The sequence below is a fragment of the Kineococcus mangrovi genome (assembly GCF_041320705.1).
Lineage (GTDB): Bacteria > Actinomycetota > Actinomycetes > Actinomycetales > Kineococcaceae > Kineococcus > Kineococcus mangrovi.
Genome location: NZ_JBGGTQ010000003.1, coordinates 495,530 through 517,068, shown reverse-complemented (window position 1 = coordinate 517,068; position 21,539 = coordinate 495,530). Strand labels below are relative to the sequence as shown.

The following is a 21,539-nucleotide window of genomic DNA, read 5'->3' as shown; positions in this document are numbered from 1 at the left end:
CCGGTGCCGCCGGACGAGGCTGGGCGCGTGCCCAGTGACCTCACCGCCCTCGTGGTGCTGATCGTGCTCGTGGTGCTGGCCCTGGCCGCACCCCGCTTCGGTGCCGACACCCGGACCTCGCGCGAGTGGTCGCAGGACGGCCCCGTCCCCCGGCCCCACCCGTGACCGGTCCCGTCGTCGCGCCCGGGGCGCACCGCGACGCCCTCGTCGCGCAGCAGGCGGCGTTCCTCGCCCTGACCCGGACGGCCCCGCCGGACGCGGGCGTCCCCGGGTGCCCGGGCTGGACGGTCCGCGACGTCGTCGCCCACCTCACCGGCGTGCACCGGTGGGCGGCCGCGCTCAGCCGCACCGCACCGGGTGCCCCGGTCCCCCCGGACGAGGACCCCTCCCCGGCCGACGACCCGGCCGCGGCCTACGCGGCCGCTGCCCGCGCGCTGCTCGCCGCGCTCGACGAGGACCCCGACCGGCCGTGCACCACCCTCGCCGGGGCCGGGCGCGCCGGTGACTGGTACCGGCGGCAGGCCCACGAGACGCTCGTGCACACGTGGGACCTGGCCGACGCCGCGGGTGCGCCGCGCACCGGCCCGGCCGACCGCGTCGCCGACGCCGTCGAGGAGGTGCTCGACACGCTGCTGCCCCGCCAGGTCCGGCTGGGCCGGACCGCGGCGGTCGAGGTCGGCGTGGAACTCCTGGGGTCGCGCCGGTGGCGGCTGGGCACGGGCCCCGTCGTCGCGACCGTGGCCGGCCCCGACACCGAGCTCCTGCGGCTGCTGTGGGGCCGCACGACGAGCACGGGCACCGCCCTGGTCGTCGCGGGCGACCGCGGGCGCGCGGCGCAGGTCCTGGCGGCCGCGCTCACGCCGTGAGCGGTGCCCGGCCCCTCACCTCACCTCACCTCGCCCCGTCTCAGGCGAGGATCCCCAGCCGCCGCAGCTCGACCGCGAGGTCGTGCGGGCTCGACGCGGCGCCCTGGGCGTCCTCCAGGGTCACGACGCCGTCGCGGACCAGCGCGACGAGGTGCTGGTCGAACGTCTGCATCGCGTAGTACTGGCCCTCCTTGACGAGGTCGGTGATGAGGTGGGTCTTGTCCGGGTCCGAGATGGCGTCGGCGACGCGCCCGGTGTTGACGCAGATCTCCATGACGACGCAGCGGCCGGCGCCGTCCGCGCGCGGGACGAGCCGCTGGCACACGATGCCGCGCAGCGACCCGGCGAGGGCGAGCCGGACCTGCTTCTGCTCGTGCGGGGGGAAGAAGTCGATGATGCGCGAGATCGTCTCGGCCGCGTCGATGGTGTGCAGGGTGGACATGACGAAGTGGCCGGTCTCGGCCGCCGACAGGGCCGCCTTGACCGTCTCCTGGTCGCGCATCTCCCCGACGAGGATGACGTCGGGGTCCTGACGCATCGCCGCGCGCAGCGCTGTGGTGAAGTCGGCGGTGTCCAGCCGCACCTCGCGCTGGCTGATCATGGACCGGTTGTCGGTGTGCAGGACCTCGATGGGGTCCTCGATGGTCACGATGTGGCTCTCGCGGACCGTGTTGATGTGGTCGATCATCCCGGCCAGGGTCGTCGTCTTGCCCGATCCCGTCGGCCCCGTGACGAGCAGCAGCCCGCGGTGCTCCAGGGCGAGCTGCTCGATGACGGGCGGGACGCCGAGACCGGACAGCGGGACGGCCTGGGCGGCGACGCGGCGCAGCACCAGGCCGACGGACCCGCGCTGGCGGAAGGCGTTGACGCGGAAGCGACCGGCGCCGTGCGGGAGGCTGTGGGCGAAGTCGGCCTCGTTCGTGCGGGCGAACTCCTCGACGAGGTCGGGGCGCAGGATCTGCTCGAGCATCCGCTCGGTGACGTCGGCGGTGAGCGGGGGCGCCTGCAGGGAACGCAGCCGCCCGTCGATCCGGATGCGGGGCGGGGAGCCCGCCTTGCAGTGCAGGTCCGACCCGCGCAGGTCCACCAGCGCGCGCAGGTACGGCGTGATGAGCGGTTCGACGGGCGCGGCGGCGTGCGCGGCGCCCCGTGGCTCCTCGGTCCCCTGCGTGATCGTCACCGTTGCGGCATCGGGACGCACCGGCCCGACCTTGAGCACTCCTCACCCCGTGGGACCATGGACGGCGGAGCAGGACTGCACCACTTCCGGAAGAGCGCACGACGAGGAGGACCGCCATGAGCAAGCGAGGCCGCAAGCGCCGCTCGCGCAAGGGCAACGCCGCGAACCACGGCAAGCGCCCCAACGCCTGAGCGCGCGCACCAGACGACGAGGGCCCCGGATCCAGGCGGATCCGGGGCCCTCGTGCGTGCGGTTCAGCGCGGGGTCGTGCTCGTGACCGCGCTCACCTCGGTGATCGAGACGATGATGCGCGCCCGCAGGGTCTGCGGGGCCTCCTCGCAGGGGCACCCGTCCCGGATGACCTGCTTGAGCTTCTCGTCCTCGGCCAGCTGCGCCAGGCAGCTCGCGCACTCCTCGAGGTGGGCGCGCAGCTTCTCGCAGTCCAGGTCCGGCATCTCGCCGTCGAGGTACTCGAACGCGCGGTCGAGGACCTCGTGGCAGTGCGACAACCGGACGGCGTCCGCGCCGGGGTTCGACGGCGTGCTCCCCGCGGTGCTCACGACGTCCCCCCCTGCGTGGCCACGGCCCCCGAGACGCCCCGGTCGACGGCGTAGTCGCGCAGCAGCTCGCGCAGCTGACGACGGCCCCGGTGCAGCCGGGACATCACCGTCCCGATCGGCGTGCCCATGATGTCGGCGATCTCCTTGTACGCGAACCCCTCCACGTCGGCGAGGTAGACCGCGAGGCGGAAGTCCTCCGGCACCTGCTGCAGGGCCCGCTTCACGTCCGAGTCCGGCAGGTGGTCCAGCGCCTCGGTCTCGGCCGAGCGCAGACCCCGGGAGGAGTGCGACTCCGCCCGCGCCAGCTGCCAGTCCTCGATCTCGTCCGAGTGCGACTGCTGCGGTTCGCGCTGCTTCTTGCGGTACGTGTTGATGTACGTGTTCGTCAGGATCCGGTACAGCCACGCCTTGAGGTTCGTCCCCGGGGTGAACTGGTGGAACGCGCCGTACGCCTTGGCGAAGGCGTCCTGGACGAGGTCCTCGGCGTCGGCCGGGTTGCGGGTCATGCGCAGGGCCGCGGAGTACAGCTGGTCCAGGAACGGCAGGGCGTCGCGCTCGAAGCGCGCAGCGCGCTCGTCGGCCGTCTCCTGCGCCAGGAGCTGGGCCGGGTCCTCGGGGGCGACCTGTGCGGTCTGTTCGGTCATCGTGCTCGAGCCTAGGCCCTGCGCGCGGGCCCCGCCCCCGCGCGGGCCCCGTCGGGCGGGGCCCCGGCCGGGCCCCCGGCCGGGCGGGCCGAGCGAACCCTTCGAGGGGGTGCGCGGCTCGACCCGGCGCGCGGACTCGCGGGCTGGTTCGAGGGCTGGGGCGAACGGCATGTCCTGCGCAACGCCGCGACCGGTACCCCCATTCCGGGCGCGGCGACCGTCCCGGCCCCGGTCAGACCCCGGTCACGTCACGGCCTCGTCGCCGTCAGGCCCCCAGGAGCTCGCCCGTGCGCAGGTCCACGACCCCCTCGAGCTCCTCGAGCGGGACGGGGTCGAGGAGGTCCTCACCGGTGTTGCGCACGTTCCCCACCGCGCGCGAGACCGGGTGCGCCTGCAGCGTCCCGCCGAGGAAGAGGTCGCGCGGGACGGCCCCCAGCAGCGACCGCACGTCGTCGCCGTCGTCGAGGGAGGGGTCCAGCCAGGCGTCGCGCAGGTCGCGCGGGACGACGAGGGGCATCCGCTCGTGCAGGCGGTCCAGGCCCGCCTCGGCGGCCGTGGTGACGACGGCGAAGGAGACGAGCCAGCGCGAGGGGTCGTCGTCGGCCTTGGCCGGGTCCTTCCAGAACTCGTAGACCCCGGCCAGCGACAGCACCGAGGAGTCGGCCGCCGCGACCGCGAAGGGCTGCTTGCGGGGCTTGCCGCCCTCGGTCGCCGTCCCGCTCGTCTGCCACTCGTACCAGGCGTCGACCGGCACGAGGCAGCGCCGCGCGAGCGCGGCCCTGGCGAACGCCGGCTTGTCCAGCAGCGTCTCGGCGCGCGCGTTGACCATCCGCGCCGCGCCCGAGGCGTCCTTGGACCAGCTGGGTACCAGCCCCCAGCGCAGCGCCCGCAGCGAGCGCACCGGCGGGGCCTCGGGGTCGTCCTTGCGGAACCGCTCCAGGACGACCGGCGGGGTCGTCGTGGGGGCGACGTTCGTGGACCTCGTCACGCCCGCGCCGGACCCCTCGAGCGCGTCCTCGTCGACCTCGAACTCCTCGAGGAGGTCGTGGACGTCTCTCCGGAGGGCGTAGCGACCGCACATGGGAGCACTGTGGCACCCACCTCCGACACCGGTCCGGGCACGCGCCCGCGTTCGCGGTGATCACGGCTTTGCGGTAGGCAACTCCCATGACTGTGGTGCGACGACTGGCCCGCCCGATGCTCGCGGCGATCTTCATCAAGAACGGCATCGACCAGCTCCGGCACGCCGGTGACCTCGCCCCCTCGGCCGAACCGCTCGTGCACCGCGCGGCCGGCCCGTTGCGGCTGCCCGACGACCCGGTCCTGCTCGTCCGCCTCAACGGCGCCGCGATGGCCGGGGCGGGCGTGCTGTTCGCCCTCGGCAAGGCGCCGCGGATGGCGGCCACCGTGCTCGCGGTGACGGCGGCGCCCACCCCCTACGTCAACCACCCGTTCTGGTCCGAGAAGGACCCCGGCGTGCGCAAGGAGGTGCTGCACGACTTCCTCGTCGACGTCGGCCTCCTCGGCGCCGCGCTGCTGGCCGCGGCCGACACCGCGGGCAGGCCCGGCGCCCTGTGGCGCGGCAAGCGCGCCGGGCGGGACGCGCAGCGCATGGCCCGCCTGGCCGCGCGCGAGGCCGTCCACGCCGCGGAGCTGGGCAAGAAGGACGTCCAGCTCGCGGCGGCCAAGATCGGCTGAGGTCACCACCGCGGCCGGCCGCGCCCCGGTGGGCCCGGGTCCCCGGCGCGCGGCTCGCCGCGTGTCGGGGGCGGCTGCGAGGATGCCCCCGTGACATCGAACGATCCGTCCAGCAGACCCTCGAGCCCGGCCACCGGGGACGACCAGCTGTGGGCGGCCCCCACGGCGGCCGGTCCCCTCGACGCCGTCGTCCCGGTGCCGGGCTCGAAGTCGCTGACGAACCGCTACCTCGTCGTCGCCGCCCTGGCCGACCGCCCCTCGATCCTGCGCGACCCGCTCGTCTCGCGGGACACCACCCTCATGGCCGAGGGGCTGCGCGGGCTGGGGGCCGACGTCTGCGAGAGCGGCTCGCGCGGTGACCGCGTGGGCGAGCACGACTGGGTCGTGCGCCCCGGTCCGGTGACCGGCGGCACCCGCGTCGAGTGCGGCCTGGCGGGCACCGTCATGCGGTTCCTGCCGCCGGTGGCGGCCCTGGCCCCCTCCCCCGTGGAGTTCGACGGCGACGAGCGGGCCCGCGAGCGCCCGATGGGGGCCGTCGTCGACGCCGTCCGCCAGCTCGGCGCGCAGGTCGAGGACGGCGGCCGGGGGCTGCTGCCCTTCACCGTCCACGGGCCGCGGGAGGGGTTGCGCGGCGGCACCGTCCGCATCGACGCCTCCGCGTCCAGCCAGTTCGTCTCGGCCCTGCTGCTCGTCGGCGCCCGCACGCGCGAGGGGCTGGAGGTCGTCCACGACGGTCCGCCGATCCCGAGCCTGCCGCACATCCGGATGACGGTGGAGGTGCTGCGCGACGCCGGTGTCGTCGTGGACGACGACACCCCGGGTCGCTGGTCCGTCGAGGCCGGCGAGATCGGCGCCCTCGACGTCCAGGTCGAACCGGACCTGTCCAACGCCGGCCCCTTCCTGGCCGCGGCCGCCGCGGCCGGTGGCCGCGTGCGCGTCCCGGGGTGGCCGCAGGCGACGACGCAGGCCGGTGACGTGCTGCGCGACGTCCTGGACCAGATGGGTGCCGAGGTCACCCTCGACCGGGACGGGCTGCTCGTGGAGGGCACGGGCGAGCTGTACGGGGTCGACCTGGACCTGCACGAGGCCGGGGAGCTGACCCCCGTCATCACCGCGCTGGCGGCCCTGGCCAGCTCCCCGACCCGGCTGCGCGGGATCGCCCACCTGCGCGGGCACGAGACCGACCGGCTCGCGGCGCTGGTCACCGAGGTCAACGCGCTCGGCGGGCGCGCCGAGGAGACCGCCGACGGTCTGCTGGTGCACCCGGCGACGCTGCACGGCGGGGTGTTCCGCAGCTACGCCGACCACCGGATGGCCACGGCCGGGGCCGTGCTCGGCCTGGCCGTGGAGGGCGTCCTCGTCGAGGACATCGGCACGACCGGCAAGACGCTGCCCGACTTCCCCGGGATGTGGGCCGCGATGCTCGCGGGGGTCGGCGCCTGAGCCCGCGCCAGCGCGGCCCCGTGGGCCGGTTCGACGAGGACGACGTCCGGATCCGGCCCAACCGCCGCGGGTCCCGGCCCCGCACGAAGGACCGCCCGGCGCACGCCGACGCGGTCCCCGGGTTCGTCGTGGCCGTCGACCGGGGCCGGTCCACGGTCCTGGTCGGCGAGGGCGGCGCGCACGCGCGGCCCGTCACGGCCATGCGCGCCCGCGAGCTGGGCCGCCAGGGCGTCGTCGTGGGTGACCGCGTCGGGCTCGTCGGGGACGTCACGGGCGCCACCGACACCCTGGCGCGCATCGTCCGCATCGACGAGCGCCGGACCTCGCTGCGCCGCTCGGCCGACGACACCGACCCGATCGAGCGCGTCGTCGTCGCGAACGCCGACCAGCTCGTCGTCGTGACGGCCGTGGCCGACCCCGCACCGCGCTCGCGCCTGGTCGACCGGTGCCTCGTCGCGGCCTACGACGCCGGGATGACGCCGTTGCTGTGCCTGACCAAGGGGGACCTGCGCCCGGCCTCGGAGGTGCTGGACACGTGGGCCCCGCTGGGGCTGGAGGCGGTCGTCACCTCCCGCGGCGCGGACGGCCTGGCCGGGCTGGAGGCCGTGCGCGAGCGCCTGGCCGGCCGCGTCAGCGTCCTCGTCGGGCACTCGGGGGTGGGCAAGTCGACCCTCGTCAACGCGCTGGTGCCGGACGCCGCGCGCGCGACGGGGCACGTCAACGCCGTGACCGGCCGCGGTCGGCACACGTCGACGTCGATGGCGGCCCTGGCCCTGCCCGGCGGCGGCTGGGTGGTCGACACCCCCGGCGTCCGTTCCTTCGGCCTGGCCCACGTCGCGCCGGAATCGGTCCTGCGGGCCTTCCCCGACCTGCTGCCCGGTGAGGACGGGTGCCCCCGCGGGTGCACGCACGACGAACCGGACTGCGCCCTGGACGCCTGGGTGGAGCAGGGGCGGGCCGGTGCGGCGGGCCCGGCCCGGTTGCAGTCCTTCCGGCGGCTGCTGGCCGCTCGGCGCAGCACGCGGGACGACCCCCTGACAGCGTGATCCACCGTGCACTGGCCGTCCACAGGTGATGCCCTAGGGTGACCATCGACCGGTCGGCGACGGGGGAACGGCTCTTCATGGGGGATGTGAGCTCCACCTGGCCCCGCGGTCGCGGGTCGACGGTGCCGGGTCCCCCCGCCGCCCCACCGGCCGTGCCCGGCCCGACGACGCCGCCCTCCCCCGCCGCGCTCCAGGCCCCGGAACCGCCGTGGACCGTCCTGCGCGAGCTGGGCCGGGGAGCGGGGTCGGTGGTCCACCTCGCCGTCCGCGGTGACCGGGAGTACGCGGTCAAGCGGCAACGACCGGGGACCGGCCCGGGCCGGGTCCGCGGGGACCAGGGCGGCGACGCCGACCGCACCCTGCGCCGCGAGGCGGCCCTCCTGGCCAGCGTCCACCACCCCGGCCTGACCCGGGTGCACGCGGTGACCGAGGTCGGTGGCCGCCTGGCCATGGTCATGGACGCCCACGACGGCACGTCGCTGGCGGACCTGCTGCACTCACCGCCCCTGACCGCCGCCGGGACCGGCGGCGACCCGGCCGACCTGCCCTCGGGCCTGCTGTCGGTGCCGACGACCCTGCGCCTGCTCGTCGACGTGTGCGACGCGCTGCACGCCCTGCACGCGGCGGGGCTGGTCCACCGGGACGTGAAACCGGCCAACGTCCTGGTGACCCGCACCGGCCGGGCCGTCCTCGTCGACCTCGGCGTCGCCCACCTGGACACCGGCGGGTCCCCCGCACCCCCGACCGCCCGCCCCGACGGTCCCGAACGCCGCCACGACCCCCGCGCCGACGGTGCCACCGGCACCGCCGACGGCTCCGACGCCGGGGCCGGGGCCCTGCTGTACCGCTCCCCGGAGCAGGCCGGCGTGGTGCGCAGCCCCGTCGACCACCGCTCGGACCTGTACTCGGTGGGGGCGGTGCTGCTGGAGTGCCTCACCGGCCGCACCCCCGTCGAGGGGTCGGACGCGGTGCAGGTGCGCCGGCGCCTCGCGCGGCTGCGACCCCTGGACCTGGACCGCCTGGGCCCCGACGTCCCGCGGCCGCTGGGGACGCTGCTGCGCCGGCTGCTCGCCCGGGACCCGCAGGACCGGCCCGACGACGCCGCCGCGGTCGCCGACGAGCTGGCCCGGATCGCGGCCGCCACCACGCCCGACGTCGCCCTGGGCCGGCGCGGCTGGACCAGCCCGATCGACGGGCCGCTGCTCGAACGCGGCCGGCAGAGCGGGCTGCTGGAGGCCGCCTGGGACAACGCCCGGGCCGGTTCCGGCGGCCTCGTCCTCGTGCGCGGGGCCGCCGGCTCCGGTCGCTCGGTCCTGGTCGACCGCCTGCGCCGCCGGGCGCTCACCCAGGGCGGTGCGGCCGTCGTGCTCGACACCACCACCTCGCCCAGCTCCCCGCTCAGCGCGCTGCGCCGGGCGATGGCGGTCGCCGGCCTCTCGAGCGCGGACGTGGGCCCCGAGGCCACCGAGGACGAGCCCCGGCCGCAGGCCCTGGCCGAGGAGCTGCTGCAGCACGCCGCGCGCACCGGCCCGCTCCTGGTCGTCCTCGACGACACCGAGCACGCCGACGCCTCGACGCTGGCGGTGCTGCGCTGGGTGGCCGGTGAGTGCTCCGACCTGCCGCTGCTGGTGGTCCTCGTCGACCGGGTGCGCTCCGGGGACGACGACCTCGAGGGGATCCCCGGTTTCGACACCGCCCGCGCCCTGGTGCTGGACGTGCCCCCGCTGTCGGACGCCGCGGCCCGCGCGGTGGTGCGCCGGCGGTTGCCGGGCGCGGTCGTCACCGACTCCGTCGCCAGCGCGCTGGTCTCCCGGGCGGCCGGCAACCCCGGGGCCCTCCTGGCCCTGCTGACGACGCTGCTCGACGAGGGCGGCCTCCTGCCGGACTGGGGCCACTGGCGCCTGGAGCACGCCGCCCTGGAGGCGGTACCGGTCGCCCCGCGGCTGCTCAGCGCGCTGCTGCGGCGCGTCGACGAGCTGCCGCCGGGGCACCGGCACGTGCTGCGGCTGGCGGCGGCCTGCGGACGGTCGGTCCCCGACGACCTCGTCCTGCGGGCGGCGGCGCCGCGGCTGGACGCCGACGGCGTGCACGCCGGGCTGGCCGCGGGGGTGGCGGCCCGGTTGCTGCGCCCGCTGCCGCACGGGCGGCACGAGTTCTGGCACCAGCAGGTCGTGGACGCGGTCCTGGAGGGCGTCGAGGAGGTCGAGCGGCGGGCCCTGCACGCGCGCCTGGCGCGGGTCCTGCGCGCCGACACCGGCGCCGGGGCGGGTCCGGGGACGGGGACCGGCTCAGGGGTCGCGACGGCGGCGGGGTCGGTCGAGCGGGACGCCCTCTTCGCCTGCGCCCAGCAGCACCTGCGCGCCGGGGACGCCGTGGCCCCCGCGGACGTGGTGGCCGCCTGCGCGGCCGCCGGTGTCGAGGCGGCGCGGCGCTCGGCCCCCGAGACGGCGGTCGCCCTGCTCACCCGGGCCGTGCAGGCGGCCACGAGCGCGGGTCTGGACCTGGACCCCCGCCTGCGGCGCCTGCTGGCGTCCTGCCTGGCCCGCCAGGGCCGCCACCTCGAGGCCCGGGCGCACCTGGAGGAGCTGCGGGCCGGCGCGACCGACCCGCTGGACCGGGCCGTCGTCCTCGGCGAGGTCGCCACCGTCCACCGGCACGAACGCGCCGCGGCCGGCCCCGCTCGCGCGGCCGCGGCGGCCGCCGAGGGGCTGGCCGCGCTCGGCGCCCCGCGCCCGGTCGGCCCGGCGGCGCGGCTCGCGTTCGCCCTGACCTCGCTGGTGGTGCTGCTGGCCACCGTGCTGCGCCGCGCCCACCGGCACGACAGCCGCCACCGGTTGGACTCGGTCCGCGAGGTCGAGCAGGCCACGCTCGAGGGCGCCCGCGCGGTGCTGCTGCGCGAGGCCGCCGCCGCGGACCTGCAGCGGGGCCGGCCGCTGGCCGCCGCACCGACGGCGGTGGCGTCCTGGGGGCACGCGCTGCGGGCGCGCCGGGTCGATCTGGCCCGCGACGCCCGCTGGACGCTGCGGGCCGCGCTGCTGCAGGTCGCGACGGGCCGGCTGACGCTGCTGCCGGTCCGGCTGCCCGGCACCGACAGCCTCCTCGGGCGCCCGCTGACCCCGGCCGTCCCGCGCGGGCGCACCGAGACCGACCCGGTCGTCCTCGCCTCGCTGCGCCTGGCCGACGGTCTGCAGCGGTTGCGCCGGCGCGGCACGTGGCGGGCGGTGGCCGACGTCCTGGAGGAGGACGGTCAGTGGCTGGACCTGCCGGCCCACGTCGCGGGCGCGCTCGCCGTGGCCGTGGAGCGCCTGGCCGCCGGGCACCTCGGCGCGGCGACCGCCTGGCACGAGCGGGCCGTGCGCCGCGTCCGGGAGGACGCCGAGGTGCCCGCCGAGCTGGAGCTGCTGCGCGCCGCCCTCCTGAGCGCCAAGGGCCGTCCCGGCGAGGCCGGGGACGTGCTGGACTCGGTGCGTCGCCGGGAGGTCGAGGACCGGTCCGGCGCCGCGGCGGGCTCGGGACCCGGCGAGCGGGCCCTGCTGCACGAGTGGCACCTCCTGCTGGCCACGACCGACTGGCTCGTGCAGCAGGCCGACCTGTCCGAGCGCTTCGACGCCGTCGCGCGCCAGGTCCTGCGCGCCGCCCGCCGCACCCCCCTGCGCGGGGCGGGCGAGGTCCGCTGGACGCTGCTGCTCCTCACCCGGGGGCGGCTGGCGCAGCTGCGCGCCGCGGTCGACGCCGGCGACACCACCCGGGCGCAGGAACGCGAACGCGACCTGCGGGACGCGCTGCGGGCGCTGGGGCGCGCGAGGTGTCGCACGGCCCGCCGCGGCAGCGCCGTGCAGGCCGCGCACGTCGACGTCGTCCGCTCCGCGGCCCTGCACCGCCTCGGGTCACCGCGGCGGGCCCGTGCGCTGCTGCGGCGGGCGGAGGTGCGGGCCACCCGCCTGGACGCCCCGCTCGTCGACCACCACGTCCTGGTGCTGCGCGCCGAGGCGCTGGAGGAGACGGGAGCGCAGCCCGACGCCGAGCGGTTGCGGTGGATGGCGACGGCCCTGGCCGAGAAGCACGGCTGGGTCCGGCTCGTCCAGCGCGGCCGCGCCGACCGCGCCCCCACCCAGCCGTCGGGGCCGGGGGCCGGCGCCGGTGGTCCCTGGACCCCCGCCCCGGGGCGCCGGCGCCGGCTGCTGTCGGCCATGCGCGACGTGGGTCACGCGGCGCAGGTCCTGGACCCCCAGGACGTCGTGCGCCTGGCCCTGGACCAGGCGTGCGAGGTGCTCGGGGCGGACCGGGCGGTGCTGGCCGTCTTGGACCCCGAGGACGAGCTCGTCGTCTTCGCCGGCCGCACGCGCGCCGGCACCGACCTGCCCGGGCGGGGCGCGGTCGACCCCGCCGCGGCCCGCGCGGCCCGCACCGGGCGGCCCGTCGTGCGGGGGGCGCTGGAGACGGCGGCGAGCGCCGCGACCCGCGGCGCGCACAGCGCCGACGAGGTGGCGCGCAGCGTCGTGGCGGTCCCCCTGCTGGTCCGGGGCCGGCGCACGGGTGTCCTGTCGGCCGTCAGCACCGTGGCCCAGGGGGCCTTCGGGCGCGGGGACGTCGAGCTGCTGCAGCTCATCGCCGGGCAGGTCGCGGCCTCGCTGGAGACGGCGCGCGCCGCGCGGCTGGAGATCGAGGTGCACGGCGCCCAGCGCGAACGCGACCTGGCCGAAGCGGTCCGCCGCGTCACCGAGGAGGTCTCCGGGAGCCTGGAGCTGCCCACGGTGCGGCGCCGGCTGGTGCGCTCGGCGCTCACCGAGCTCGGGGGGCACCGGGCCGCGCTCGTGCCGGTGGCCGTGCGCCCCGGCCCCGACGCCGACCCGCCGGCGCTCGTCACCGACGCCGCGTCCCCCGCCGTCCGCGAGGTCGCCTGGAGCCGGGACTGGCAGGGCGAGCCGGAGTGCGCACGGCTGCTGGAGAGCGCGCACGCGGTGAGCGGGGACGGGACCGGGGAGCAGACCCTGCCGTCGCGGCTGGCCGGGCTGATCGACCTGGCGACCGCACCGCCCGCCCACCGGCCCGAGCCCGGGGGGCAGCCGCCCGCGCCGTGGCTCGTCGTGCCGTTGAAGGACCGCACGGGACTGGTCGCCGAGGCCCTCGTCCTCACCGGCGGGCCCGAGGGCCCGGCCGCCCGTTCCCACGTCGCCGAGGCGCTGGCCGCCCCCGCGGCCATCGGGCTGGAGAACGCGCGGTTGTTCGCCCAGGTCGAGCACCTGGCCCGCACCGACTCCCTGACGGGGGTCGCCACCCGCGGGCACCTGCTGCGCCTGGGTGAGCAGCGGGTCCGGCGCACCGCTGCGGGCCGGGCCGTCGCGGTGGTCATGGTGGACGTCGACCACTTCAAGGCCGTCAACGACACGTACGGCCACGCCGCGGGCGACGAGGTGCTGACGACCGTGGCGCGCCGGCTGCAGCACGAGACGCGGGAGACGGACGTGCTGGGTCGCTACGGCGGTGAGGAGTTCGCCCTCGTCGTCACGAGCCCGGCCGAGGGGGACCACGGGACGCTGGACGCCCGCGACGTCGCCGAGCGGTTGCGCCTGGGCGTGCGCCGGACCCCCGTCGAGGTGCGCGGGGAGCAGCTCGACGTCACCGTCAGCGTCGGGGTCGCCGTGCTGCGCGAGGGTGAGCAGCTGTCCGACGTCCTGGCCCGGGCCGACTCCGCGCTCTACCGGGCGAAGGCGTCCGGTCGCGACGTCGTCGTCCTCGCACCCTGACCGTGCCGTGACGCCGGGAGCGGTGGTGAGTCGCGGCCCCGTGCCGGTGGGCTCAGGGAGGTGACCGAGCAGCCCGCGCTTGACCGCTGAACCCTCACACCTGAACATCTTCACATGAACGAAGGTTTGAAGAGGTGCTCCCTCGGGGTGGACAGCCAGTACGTCGACGTGGCCGCCGAGGTGTTCTCGCTGCTGTCGGACCCGACGCGCATCCGCATCGTCCTCGCCCTGCGAGCCGGGGAGACGTCGGTGACCCAGCTGGCCGACCTGGTCGGGAAGTCCCCCACCACCGTGTCCCAGCACCTCAGCAAGCTGCGCTGGGGGCGCGTGGTGACCACCCGGCAGGACGGCAACCGCGTCTTCTACCGGCTGGTCGACGACCACGCCCGCACCCTGGTGGCCGCGGCCGTCTCGCACGCCGAGCAGGCGCTCGAACCGCGCACCGCGCACCAGCGCGCCGGTGTGCCCCCGGGCGCGGCGGCCCGCTCGACGGCGGCGGCCACCGAGGACGACGGGACGCGCCCGGCCCCCGGCGCCGCGCGGTGACAACCCCGCCCGCGCACCGACCCGCGAGCACGCCGGCCCCCCGTCCGGACCCGACCCCCTCCGGGCCCGACGGGGGTCGCGACGGGGGGCGCGTGCTGCCCCGCCCACCGTCGATCTGGCGCACCGCCCCCGACCTGCCCGAGGTCCGCTGGGCCGCTCTCGCGCTGGTCCTGTTCCTGCTCGGCGGTGCGCTGCAGCTGGCCGGGGCCCCGACCTGGGCCGCCTGGACGGCCCTCCTGGCCTGCTGCGCCGCCGGCGGGTGGGAACCGGCCCGGGCCGGAGTGCTCGCCCTGCGGGAGAAGACGTTCGACGTCGACCTGCTCATGGTCCTGGCCGCCGTGGCGGCCGTCGCCGTCGGCCAGGTCCTCGACGGCGCCCTGCTCATCGTCATCTTCGCCACCTCCGGCGCGATCGAGGCCGTCATCACCCAGCGCACCGCCGACTCCGTCACCTCCCTGCTGGACCTGGCCCCCGAACGCGCCACCCGCCTGCACCCCGGCGAGGGACCCGCGGACGGCGTCGTGGAACGGTCCGTCGACGTCGCCGACCTCCTCGTCGGCGACCTCGTCCTGGTCCGCCCCGGCGAACGCGTCGGCGCCGACGGCACCGTCGTCGCCGGCACCTCCGAGGTCGACCAGCAGGCCATCACCGGCGAGTCGGTCCCCGTACCCCGCGGGCCCGGCCAGGAGGTGCTGTCCGGCACCGTCAACGGCACCGGCGCACTGCGGGTGCGGGTCGACCGGGAGGCGAGCGGGTCCGTCATCGCCCGCGTCGTGGCGATGGTCGAGCAGGCCAGCGCGACCAAGGCCCGCACGCAGCTGTTCGTCGAACGCGTCGAGCAGCGCTACTCCCTCGGCGTCGTCGTGGCGACGCTGCTCGTGCTGGCGGTCCCGACGGTCGTCCTCGGCACGTCCTTCGAGGACGCGCTGCTGCGGGCGATCACCTTCATGATCGTCGCCTCGCCCTGCGCGGTGGTGCTGGCCACCATGCCCCCCCTGCTGTCGGCGATGGCCAACGCCGGGCGCCACGGGGTCCTGGTGAAGTCGGCGACCGTCGTGGAGGCGGTCGCGCGGACCAGCCTCGTCGCCTTCGACAAGACCGGCACCCTCACCGAGGGCGCCCCCGAGGTCACCCGGGTCGCCACCGCGGGCCCGTGGGACCGGGACCAGGTGCTGCGCGCGGCCGCGGCCGCCGAGCAGGCCAGCGAACACCCCCTGGGCCGGGCGGTCCTGCGGGCCGCCCGCGACCGGGGCCTGGACGTCCCCGCCGCCCAGCACTTCCGGTCCCTGCCCGGGCGAGGGGTCCTCGCCGTGGTCGACGGGCACGCCGTCCGCGTCGAACGCGCCGCGCCCCCGGCCCGCGACCGGCGCGAGGACGGGGGGCGCGAGGACGTGGGGACCGTGGTGGCCGTGCACCTCGACGACACCCTCGCGGGGACCATCACCCTGGTGGACCGGCTGCGCCCGGCCTCCCCCGCCGCCGTCGCGGCCGCCGCCGCCCTCACCCGCGCGCCCGTCCACCTGCTCACCGGCGACGACGAGGCCGCCGCCCGCCACGTGGCCGCCCGGACCGGGATCAGCGCCGTCCACGCCCGGCTGCTGCCGCAGGACAAGGCCCGCGTCGTCACCGAGCTGCAGGACGCCGGGGAACGGGTCCTGCTCGTCGGAGACGGGGTGAACGACGCCCCGGCCCTGGCGACCGCCGCGACCGGCGTGGCGATGGGCCGGCACGGCTCGGACCTGGCCCTGGACACGGCCGACGCGGTCGTCGTGCGCGACGAGATCGACGCCGTCCCCCGGCTGGTGGCCCTGTCCCGGCGGGCCCACCGGGTCGTCGTGGCCAACCTCGTCGTCGCCGCCACCTCCATCGTGGTCCTCGTCACGTGGGACCTGGTCGGGCACCTGCCGCTGCCCCTGGCGGTCGCCGGGCACGAGGGGTCCACCGTCGTCGTCGCCCTCAACGGGTTGCGGCTGCTGCGCCGCACCGCCTGGGAGCAGCGCCCCCGGCGTGCGTGACGGCCCGGTCGCGTGCGGGACGTGCGCCGCCGCAGGACGATCCGGCTCACCGGGACGGGGGTCCTCACCAGGGTGGAGAGTGTGCTCCAATAAGGGTCGCCTACCCTACTCTGAGGAGAGATCGTGCACACCCGACGGATGTTCCTGACCACCTCCACCGCCGCCGCCCTGTTCGGTCTGTCGTCCTGCTCCTCCGAGGAGACCACCACCCCGGCCGGCTCCGACGGCACGTCGGGCACCTCCGGCGCGGCCTTCCCCGTCACCATCACCCACGCGTTCGGCGAGACGACGATCGAGGCGAAGCCCGAACGCGTCGCCACCGTGCAGTGGGCCAACCACGAGGTCCCCCTGGCCCTGGGGATCGTCCCGGTGGGCATGGCCAAGGCGACCTTCGGGGACGACGACGGCGACGGGATCCTGCCGTGGGTCAAGGACAAGCTCGACGAGCTCGGGGGCCAGACCCCCGTCCTGTTCGACGAGACCGACGCCATCGACTTCGAGGGCGTCTCGGACACCACCCCCGACGTCATCCTGGCCGCCTACTCCGGCCTCACGCAGGAGGACTACGACAAGCTCAGCCAGATCGCGCCGACCGTGGCCTTCCCCGAGGTGGCCTGGGGCACGTCCCTGCCGGACATGACGACGATGAACAGCGAGGCCCTCGGCATGGCCTCGCAGGGCGACGCGCTGCTCGAGGACATCGACGGGCAGGTCGAGGCGGCCCTGGCGGCCCGGCCCGCCCTCGCCGGCAAGAACGTGATGTTCGGCTACTTCGACCCCACGGACCTCAGCTCCATCGGCTTCTACACCACCACCGACCCCCGGGCGGGCTGGCTGGAGAGCATCGGGTTCGCCACCCCCTCGGCCGTGGCCGAGGCGACCGCCGCCAGCGAGGAGTTCTACGCGACCGTGTCCTCGGAGCAGGCGGACTCCTTCGCCGACGTCGACATCGTCGTGACCTACGGCGACGAGACCCTCCTGACCGCGCTGCAGGCCGACCCGCTGCTCTCGCAGATCCCCGCCGTGGCCCGCGGGTCCTTCGCGCTGCTCGGGGCCACCTCCCCGCTGGCCGCGGCGGCCAACCCCTCGCCGCTGGCGACGCCCTGGGCGCTGGAGCAGTACATGGACCTGCTCGCCGGCGCCGTCGCGAAGATCGCCTGACCTCGTGCTGCACACCGTCCCGCACCCCCGCCCGGCACCGGAGGCCCCCTCGCGGCGGCCGGTGCCGGTGCGGCTCCTCTGGTTGCTCGCCCTGCTCCTGGCCCTGGCGTTCGTCGGTGCCGCGAGCGTGGCCTTCGGGGTGCGGGCGGTGTCCCTCGGGGACGTCGTCTCCGGTGTCACCGGCTCGACCGGGACGATCGAGCAGGCGGCGGTGAACCGCCGGGTGCCGCGGACGTTCCTGGCGATGACCGTCGGGGGCGCCCTGGGGCTGGCCGGGGCGGTCATGCAGGGCGTGACCCGCAACCCGCTGGCCGACCCCGGCATCCTCGGCGTCACGACCGGCGCCTCGCTCGCCGTCGTCACCGGGATCGCCTTCCTCGGGCTGTCCTCCCCCGCCGGCTACGTGTGGCTGGCCCTGGCCGGGGCCGCGCTGGCCGCCGCCCTGGTCTACGCGATCGGGTCCGCGGGCCGGGGGGGCGCGACCCCGCTGAAGCTCGCACTGGCCGGGGCGGCCACCTCCGCCGCGTTCAGCTCGCTCATCAGCGCCGTGCTGCTGCCCCGCGTGCAGGTCATGGACTCCTTCCGGCACTGGCAGATCGGTGGGGTCGGCGGGGCGGACGCCGGGCGCATCGGACAGGTGGCCCCCTTCCTCCTCGTCGGGGTGCTGCTGTGCTTCGCCACCGCCCGCGGGTTGAACGCCCTGGCGCTGGGGGACGACGTCGCGACCGGTCTCGGCGTCCGCGTCGGGACCACCCGGCTGCTCGCCGCGGCCGGGGCCATCTCGCTGTGCGCCGCGGCCACCGCGGTCGCCGGGCCCATCGGCTTCGTCGGCCTCGCCGTCCCCCACCTCGTGCGCCTGCTCGTGGGCGTCGACCACCGCTGGCTGCTGCCGTTCTCGGTGCTCGCCGGTGCGGCCCTGCTGACCGCGGCCGACGTGATCGGCCGCCTGGTGGCCCGCCCGGAGGAGGTCGACGTCGGCATCGTCACCGCCGTCGTGGGCGCCCCCGTCTTCATCTGGATCGTGCGCCGGCAGAAGGTGCGTGCCCTGTGACCGCCGTGTCCTCCCCCGCCGCCGGCGTCCAGGACGCCGAGGCCGTCGCCGCCGGACGGCGCTCGCGAGCGCGCCGGCGCCGCCGGACGACGCTGCTCCTCGGCGCCGGCGTCGTGGCGCTCGCGTTCACCGCCCTCATGGTGGGCCAGACGTTCTACGGCCCGGGCGAGGTCCTGCGGGTCGTGCTCGGGGAGCGGGTCCCCGGGGCCTCGTTCACCGTCGGGGTGCTGCGCCTGCCGCGCACCGTCCTGGGGGTGCTGGCCGGCGCGGCGTTCGGGCTGGCGGGGATCACCTTCCAGACCATGCTGCGCAACCCGCTGGCCGCCCCCGACGTCATCGGCATCAGCTCCGGGGCCAGCGCGGCGGCGGTCGTCGGCCTCGTCGTCCTGGGGTGGTCCCCGGCCCAGGTCTCCGTGCTGGCCGTCGCCGGCGCGCTGGTGACGGCACTGGCCGTGTACGGGCTGGCCTACCGGCACGGGGTGGCCGGCAGCCGGCTCATCCTCATCGGCATCGGCGTCGCCGCGATGCTGGACAGCGTCATCTCCTACGTGCTGGCCGGAGCGGCCTCCTACGACCTGGCCACCGCCACCCGCTGGCTCACCGGCAGCCTGAACTCGGCCGACTGGGACGCCGCCCTGCCCCTGGCCCTGGCCCTGCTGGTGGCCGCGCCGCTGCTCCTGGGCCAGGCCCGCGGTCTGGACCTGCTGCAGCACGGGGACGACTCCGCGGCCGCGCTGGGCGTCCGGGTCGAACGCACCCGCGTGGTCGCGGTCGTGGTGGCGGTCGTGCTCGTGGCCTTCGCCACCGCCGCCACCGGGCCCATCGCCTTCGTCGCCTTCCTGTCCGGTCCGATCGCGGCCCGGGTCGTCGGCCCCGGCGGGTCGCTGCTGGTCCCCTCGATGCTCACCGGAGCCCTGCTCACCCTCGCCGCGGACCTGGCGGGGCAGTTCCTCTTCGGCACCCGCTACCCGGTGGGCGTCATCACCGGCGCGCTCGGGGCGCCGTTCCTCATCTACCTGCTCGTCCGCACCAACCGCGCCGGAGGTTCGCTGTGACCAAGGACCACACCCTCCTCGTCGAGGGCGTCACCCTCGGCTACGGGGACCGGACGGTCGTGCAGGACCTCGACCTGGCGCTGCCCCCCGGGCGGATCACCTGCATCGTGGGGGCCAACGCCTGCGGCAAGTCGACCCTGCTGCGCGCGATGGCGCGCCTGCTCCCGGCCCGGTCGGGCCGCATCGTGCTGGACGGCAGGAGCGTGCACTCCACCCCCACCCGGGAGATCGCCCGCACCCTGGGACTGCTGCCCCAGTCACCCGTGGCCCCCGAGGGCATCGCCGTCGCCGACCTGGTCGCCCGCGGGCGCAACCCGCACCAGAAGGTGTTCGCCCGCTCCTCGCCCCGCGACGACGCCGCCGTCGCCGAGGCGCTGCGGGTCACCGACACCCTGCCGCTGGCCGACCGCTCCGTCGACGAGCTGTCCGGGGGTCAGCGCCAGCGGGTGTGGATCGCCATGGCCCTGGCCCAGCAGACCGACGTGCTGCTGCTGGACGAACCCACGACCTACCTCGACGTGTGCCACCAGGTCGAGGTGCTGGACCTGCTCACCGACCTCAACCGCGACCGCGGCACGACGATCGCCATGGTCCTGCACGACCTGAACCTCGCCGCGCGCTACGCCGACCACCTCGTCGCGGTCCGCTCCGGACGGTTGCACGCCGCCGGGGACCCGGCCGACGTCCTCACCGCCCAGACGGTGCGGGAGGTGTTCGGGATGGCCAGCCAGGTCGTGCCGGACCCCGTCTCGGGCCGCCCGATGGTGCTGCCCGTGGGGCGCCACCACTGCGCGCCGAGGACTCCCTCGCGGTCGACGACGTCGAGCCCGTGAGGGGCGCGGGACGGCGCCGGTCGATCGGCGGGCACGGTCCTCAGCCCTCCAGGGCACTGACCACCTGCTGGGCCACCCGGTCGGCCCCGGCGTGGTCGTCGGCCGTGATCGTCACCACGGCGTCGTCCAGGAACACCAGCAGCTGCCCGTGGGCACCGTGCAGGCGCCACGCCCGTCCCGGTCCGCCCCACCCGGCGAGGGCGTACCGGGTGTAGCCGGGGGCGCCCTCCCGCTCGAACCAGTCCGAGTGCAGCGCGTCGACCCACCGCGAGGACACCAGGCTCCTGCCCCGCCACACCCCGCCGTCGCGGATCAACTGCCCGATCCGGGCGAGCTCGCCCGAGCGCAGGTGCAGTCCCCCGCCCGCCGCGATCCACCCGCCGGGGCAGCGGTCCCACACCGGGGCGGGGATGCCCAGCGGGTCGAACAACCGCGGCTGCAACCACGCCGGGACGTCCCCGACGACGGAGGCCAGGGCACGCATAGCCGTGTACGAACTGGCGTTGGAGTACTGGAAGACCCGTCCACGGGAGGGGCGGCTCAGGAACTCCCGGGCGAGGTCCGGCCAGTCGGTCAGCGACGTCGGTGCCCACGGCAGGTCGATGCCGCTGCGCATCCCCAGCAGGTGCCGCGTGGTCACGGCCTGGACCCCCTCCCCGAGGGGGAGGTCCGGGAGGTGCTGCGCCACCGGGGCGTCGAGGTCGAAGACCCCTTCGTCCGCGGCGATGCCGGCGGCGAGCACGCACACCCCCTTCGCCACCGAGTGGACGTCGCGCGCCACGTCCGGGCTCCAGCGGAACTGCGCGGCGTCGTCGCCGACCCGGACGTGCGCGGCGTGCGCGCCGAAGCCGTCCCGCTCGACGGCGGTGACGATGCGGCGCAGGACGGTCAGGGCGCGGGTCACGAGCCCATCGTGCCGTTCCGCGGTGCCCGCCGGGTGACGACCCCGCGCCGCGGGCCGGGTCACCCGCACCCGGCCGGTGGGCTCAGAGCAGCGTGCTCCAGTAGCTCCAGAACTTCGTGGCCACCATGACCAGGACGGCCGCGAAGCTGAGCACGACGATCAGGGCGCGGTAGTCGACGACCACCCGGGCGGCCCCGCGCGCGGCGGCCGGGACGGGCAGCAGTCCCCGGTCGAGGGCGTCGGCCACGTGGGTCCAGAACGTCGGGACGACGACGGCCCACACGACCATGCAGTACGGGCACAGGGCGTGGATGGAGTACAGGCTCTGGCTGATGAGCCACCCGACGAAGACCGTCCCCAGGGTGATGCCCAGCAGGTAGCCGCGCTCGACCCAGCGGGGCAGCGCGACGCGGGAGAGCACGAGGACCCCGAGGAACGTCGAGATCGCGAAGGCGGCGATCCCGATGAGCGGGTTGGGGAAGCCGAACAGCCTGGCCTGCTCGGTCTGCATGACGCTGCCGCAGGAGATGATCGGGTTGAGGCTGCAGCTCGGCACGTAGGACGGGTCCTGGAGGAGCCTGATCCGCTCGATCGTCAGGGTGAACGCCGCGACGAAGCCGAGGACCCCGCCGATGGTGAGCAGCAGCCCGCGGGTGCGGGGGGAGACGGGCAGCGCGGACAGGTGCCCCTCGGGCGCGCCGCCGCCGGCCCCGCCCGTGGACCCCTCGTCGAAGCCGTCGTCGGGCAGCTCCTCGACCCGGTCGGTCGTGCCGGCCATGCGCCGTCCTCT

Annotated in this window: 19 protein-coding genes; 13 read left to right on the top strand and 6 right to left on the bottom strand. The window is 76.5% G+C overall.

The features are described 5' to 3' along the window. Positions 1 to 27 precede the first annotated feature (27 nt). Complete coding sequence (locus AB2L28_RS08340) at positions 28 to 165, top strand: hypothetical protein (protein ID WP_370718275.1); 138 nt, start codon at positions 28 to 30, stop codon at positions 163 to 165. After that, the gene (locus tag AB2L28_RS08335) at positions 162 to 866 is read left to right on the top strand and encodes a maleylpyruvate isomerase family mycothiol-dependent enzyme (protein WP_370718274.1); all 705 of its coding nucleotides are present in this window, start codon (positions 162 to 164) and stop codon (positions 864 to 866) included. The genes AB2L28_RS08340 and AB2L28_RS08335 overlap by 4 nt, the downstream gene beginning before the upstream one ends. Before the next feature lie 40 nt (positions 867 to 906). On the opposite strand, the gene AB2L28_RS08330 is transcribed toward AB2L28_RS08335, so the two are convergent. Then, on the bottom strand, positions 907 to 2,040 hold the full coding sequence (locus tag AB2L28_RS08330; protein ID WP_442490332.1) for a type IV pilus twitching motility protein PilT: 1,134 nt from the start codon (positions 2,038 to 2,040) through the stop codon (positions 907 to 909). A 122-nt stretch (positions 2,041 to 2,162) separates the two neighbouring features. On the opposite strand from AB2L28_RS08330, the gene AB2L28_RS08325 reads away from it, so the two are divergent. Continuing rightward, positions 2,163 to 2,237, top strand: a complete 75-nt coding sequence (locus AB2L28_RS08325) for a 50S ribosomal protein bL37 (RefSeq protein ID WP_099052597.1) — start codon at positions 2,163 to 2,165, stop codon at positions 2,235 to 2,237. A 63-nt stretch (positions 2,238 to 2,300) separates the two neighbouring features. Here AB2L28_RS08325 and rsrA read toward each other — a convergent pair whose 3' ends face one another. The 3 genes from rsrA to AB2L28_RS08310 form a co-directional block, all read right to left on the bottom strand. Next, complete coding sequence (gene rsrA, locus AB2L28_RS08320) at positions 2,301 to 2,606, bottom strand: mycothiol system anti-sigma-R factor (protein WP_370718273.1); 306 nt, start codon at positions 2,604 to 2,606, stop codon at positions 2,301 to 2,303. Then, positions 2,603 to 3,421 (bottom strand): sigma-70 family RNA polymerase sigma factor, encoded by an 819-nt coding sequence (locus AB2L28_RS08315; protein WP_370718272.1) that lies wholly within the window; start codon positions 3,419 to 3,421, stop codon positions 2,603 to 2,605. The genes rsrA and AB2L28_RS08315 overlap by 4 nt, the downstream gene beginning before the upstream one ends. Before the next feature lie 94 nt (positions 3,422 to 3,515). Beyond that, a complete protein-coding gene (locus AB2L28_RS08310) occupies positions 3,516 to 4,331 on the bottom strand; it encodes an SOS response-associated peptidase (RefSeq protein WP_370718271.1) in 816 nt (271 codons plus the stop codon). Between the two features lie 86 nt (positions 4,332 to 4,417). Between AB2L28_RS08310 and AB2L28_RS08305 the strand changes: the two genes are divergently transcribed. The 10 genes from AB2L28_RS08305 (at position 4,418) to AB2L28_RS08260 (ending at position 19,845) form a co-directional block, all read left to right on the top strand. Then, positions 4,418 to 4,948, top strand: a complete 531-nt coding sequence (locus AB2L28_RS08305) for a DoxX family membrane protein (protein ID WP_370718270.1) — start codon at positions 4,418 to 4,420, stop codon at positions 4,946 to 4,948. A 90-nt stretch (positions 4,949 to 5,038) separates the two neighbouring features. Then, the gene (gene aroA, locus AB2L28_RS08300) at positions 5,039 to 6,391 is read left to right on the top strand and encodes a 3-phosphoshikimate 1-carboxyvinyltransferase (protein ID WP_370718269.1); all 1,353 of its coding nucleotides are present in this window, start codon (positions 5,039 to 5,041) and stop codon (positions 6,389 to 6,391) included. 20 nt (positions 6,392 to 6,411) lie between these two features. Then, on the top strand, positions 6,412 to 7,437 hold the full coding sequence (gene rsgA, locus AB2L28_RS08295) for a ribosome small subunit-dependent GTPase A (protein ID WP_370718268.1): 1,026 nt from the start codon (positions 6,412 to 6,414) through the stop codon (positions 7,435 to 7,437). A gap of 122 nt (positions 7,438 to 7,559) precedes the next feature. Further along, positions 7,560 to 13,184: a diguanylate cyclase gene (locus AB2L28_RS08290; RefSeq protein ID WP_370718267.1), complete on the top strand. Its 5,625-nt coding sequence runs from the start codon at positions 7,560 to 7,562 to the stop codon at positions 13,182 to 13,184. A 114-nt stretch (positions 13,185 to 13,298) separates the two neighbouring features. Next, positions 13,299 to 13,730 carry an ArsR/SmtB family transcription factor gene (locus AB2L28_RS08285; RefSeq protein ID WP_370718266.1) on the top strand — a complete coding sequence of 144 codons (432 nt, stop codon included), beginning with the start codon at positions 13,299 to 13,301 and terminating at the stop codon, positions 13,728 to 13,730. A 92-nt stretch (positions 13,731 to 13,822) separates the two neighbouring features. Beyond that, the gene (locus tag AB2L28_RS08280; protein ID WP_370718265.1) at positions 13,823 to 15,745 is read left to right on the top strand and encodes a heavy metal translocating P-type ATPase; all 1,923 of its coding nucleotides are present in this window, start codon (positions 13,823 to 13,825) and stop codon (positions 15,743 to 15,745) included. Between the two features lie 123 nt (positions 15,746 to 15,868). Next, positions 15,869 to 16,906 (top strand): iron-siderophore ABC transporter substrate-binding protein, encoded by a 1,038-nt coding sequence (locus tag AB2L28_RS08275; protein ID WP_370718264.1) that lies wholly within the window; start codon positions 15,869 to 15,871, stop codon positions 16,904 to 16,906. Between the two features lie 7 nt (positions 16,907 to 16,913). Beyond that, on the top strand, positions 16,914 to 17,957 hold the full coding sequence (locus AB2L28_RS08270; RefSeq protein ID WP_370718391.1) for a FecCD family ABC transporter permease: 1,044 nt from the start codon (positions 16,914 to 16,916) through the stop codon (positions 17,955 to 17,957). Positions 17,958 to 17,962: 5 nt separating this feature from the next. Next, complete coding sequence (locus AB2L28_RS08265; RefSeq protein WP_370718390.1) at positions 17,963 to 19,012, top strand: FecCD family ABC transporter permease; 1,050 nt, start codon at positions 17,963 to 17,965, stop codon at positions 19,010 to 19,012. Further along, positions 19,009 to 19,845 carry an ABC transporter ATP-binding protein gene (locus tag AB2L28_RS08260; protein WP_370718263.1) on the top strand — a complete coding sequence of 279 codons (837 nt, stop codon included), beginning with the start codon at positions 19,009 to 19,011 and terminating at the stop codon, positions 19,843 to 19,845. Before AB2L28_RS08265 ends, AB2L28_RS08260 begins: the two co-directional genes overlap by 4 nt. A gap of 40 nt (positions 19,846 to 19,885) precedes the next feature. Here the strand turns inward: AB2L28_RS08260 and AB2L28_RS08255 are convergent, their stop codons facing one another. Both AB2L28_RS08255 and AB2L28_RS08250 read right to left on the bottom strand, forming a co-directional pair. Beyond that, positions 19,886 to 20,749, bottom strand: a complete 864-nt coding sequence (locus tag AB2L28_RS08255) for a serine hydrolase domain-containing protein (protein WP_370718262.1) — start codon at positions 20,747 to 20,749, stop codon at positions 19,886 to 19,888. A gap of 82 nt (positions 20,750 to 20,831) precedes the next feature. Continuing rightward, positions 20,832 to 21,527 carry a vitamin K epoxide reductase family protein gene (locus AB2L28_RS08250; protein WP_370718261.1) on the bottom strand — a complete coding sequence of 232 codons (696 nt, stop codon included), beginning with the start codon at positions 21,525 to 21,527 and terminating at the stop codon, positions 20,832 to 20,834. Positions 21,528 to 21,539 lie beyond the last annotated feature (12 nt).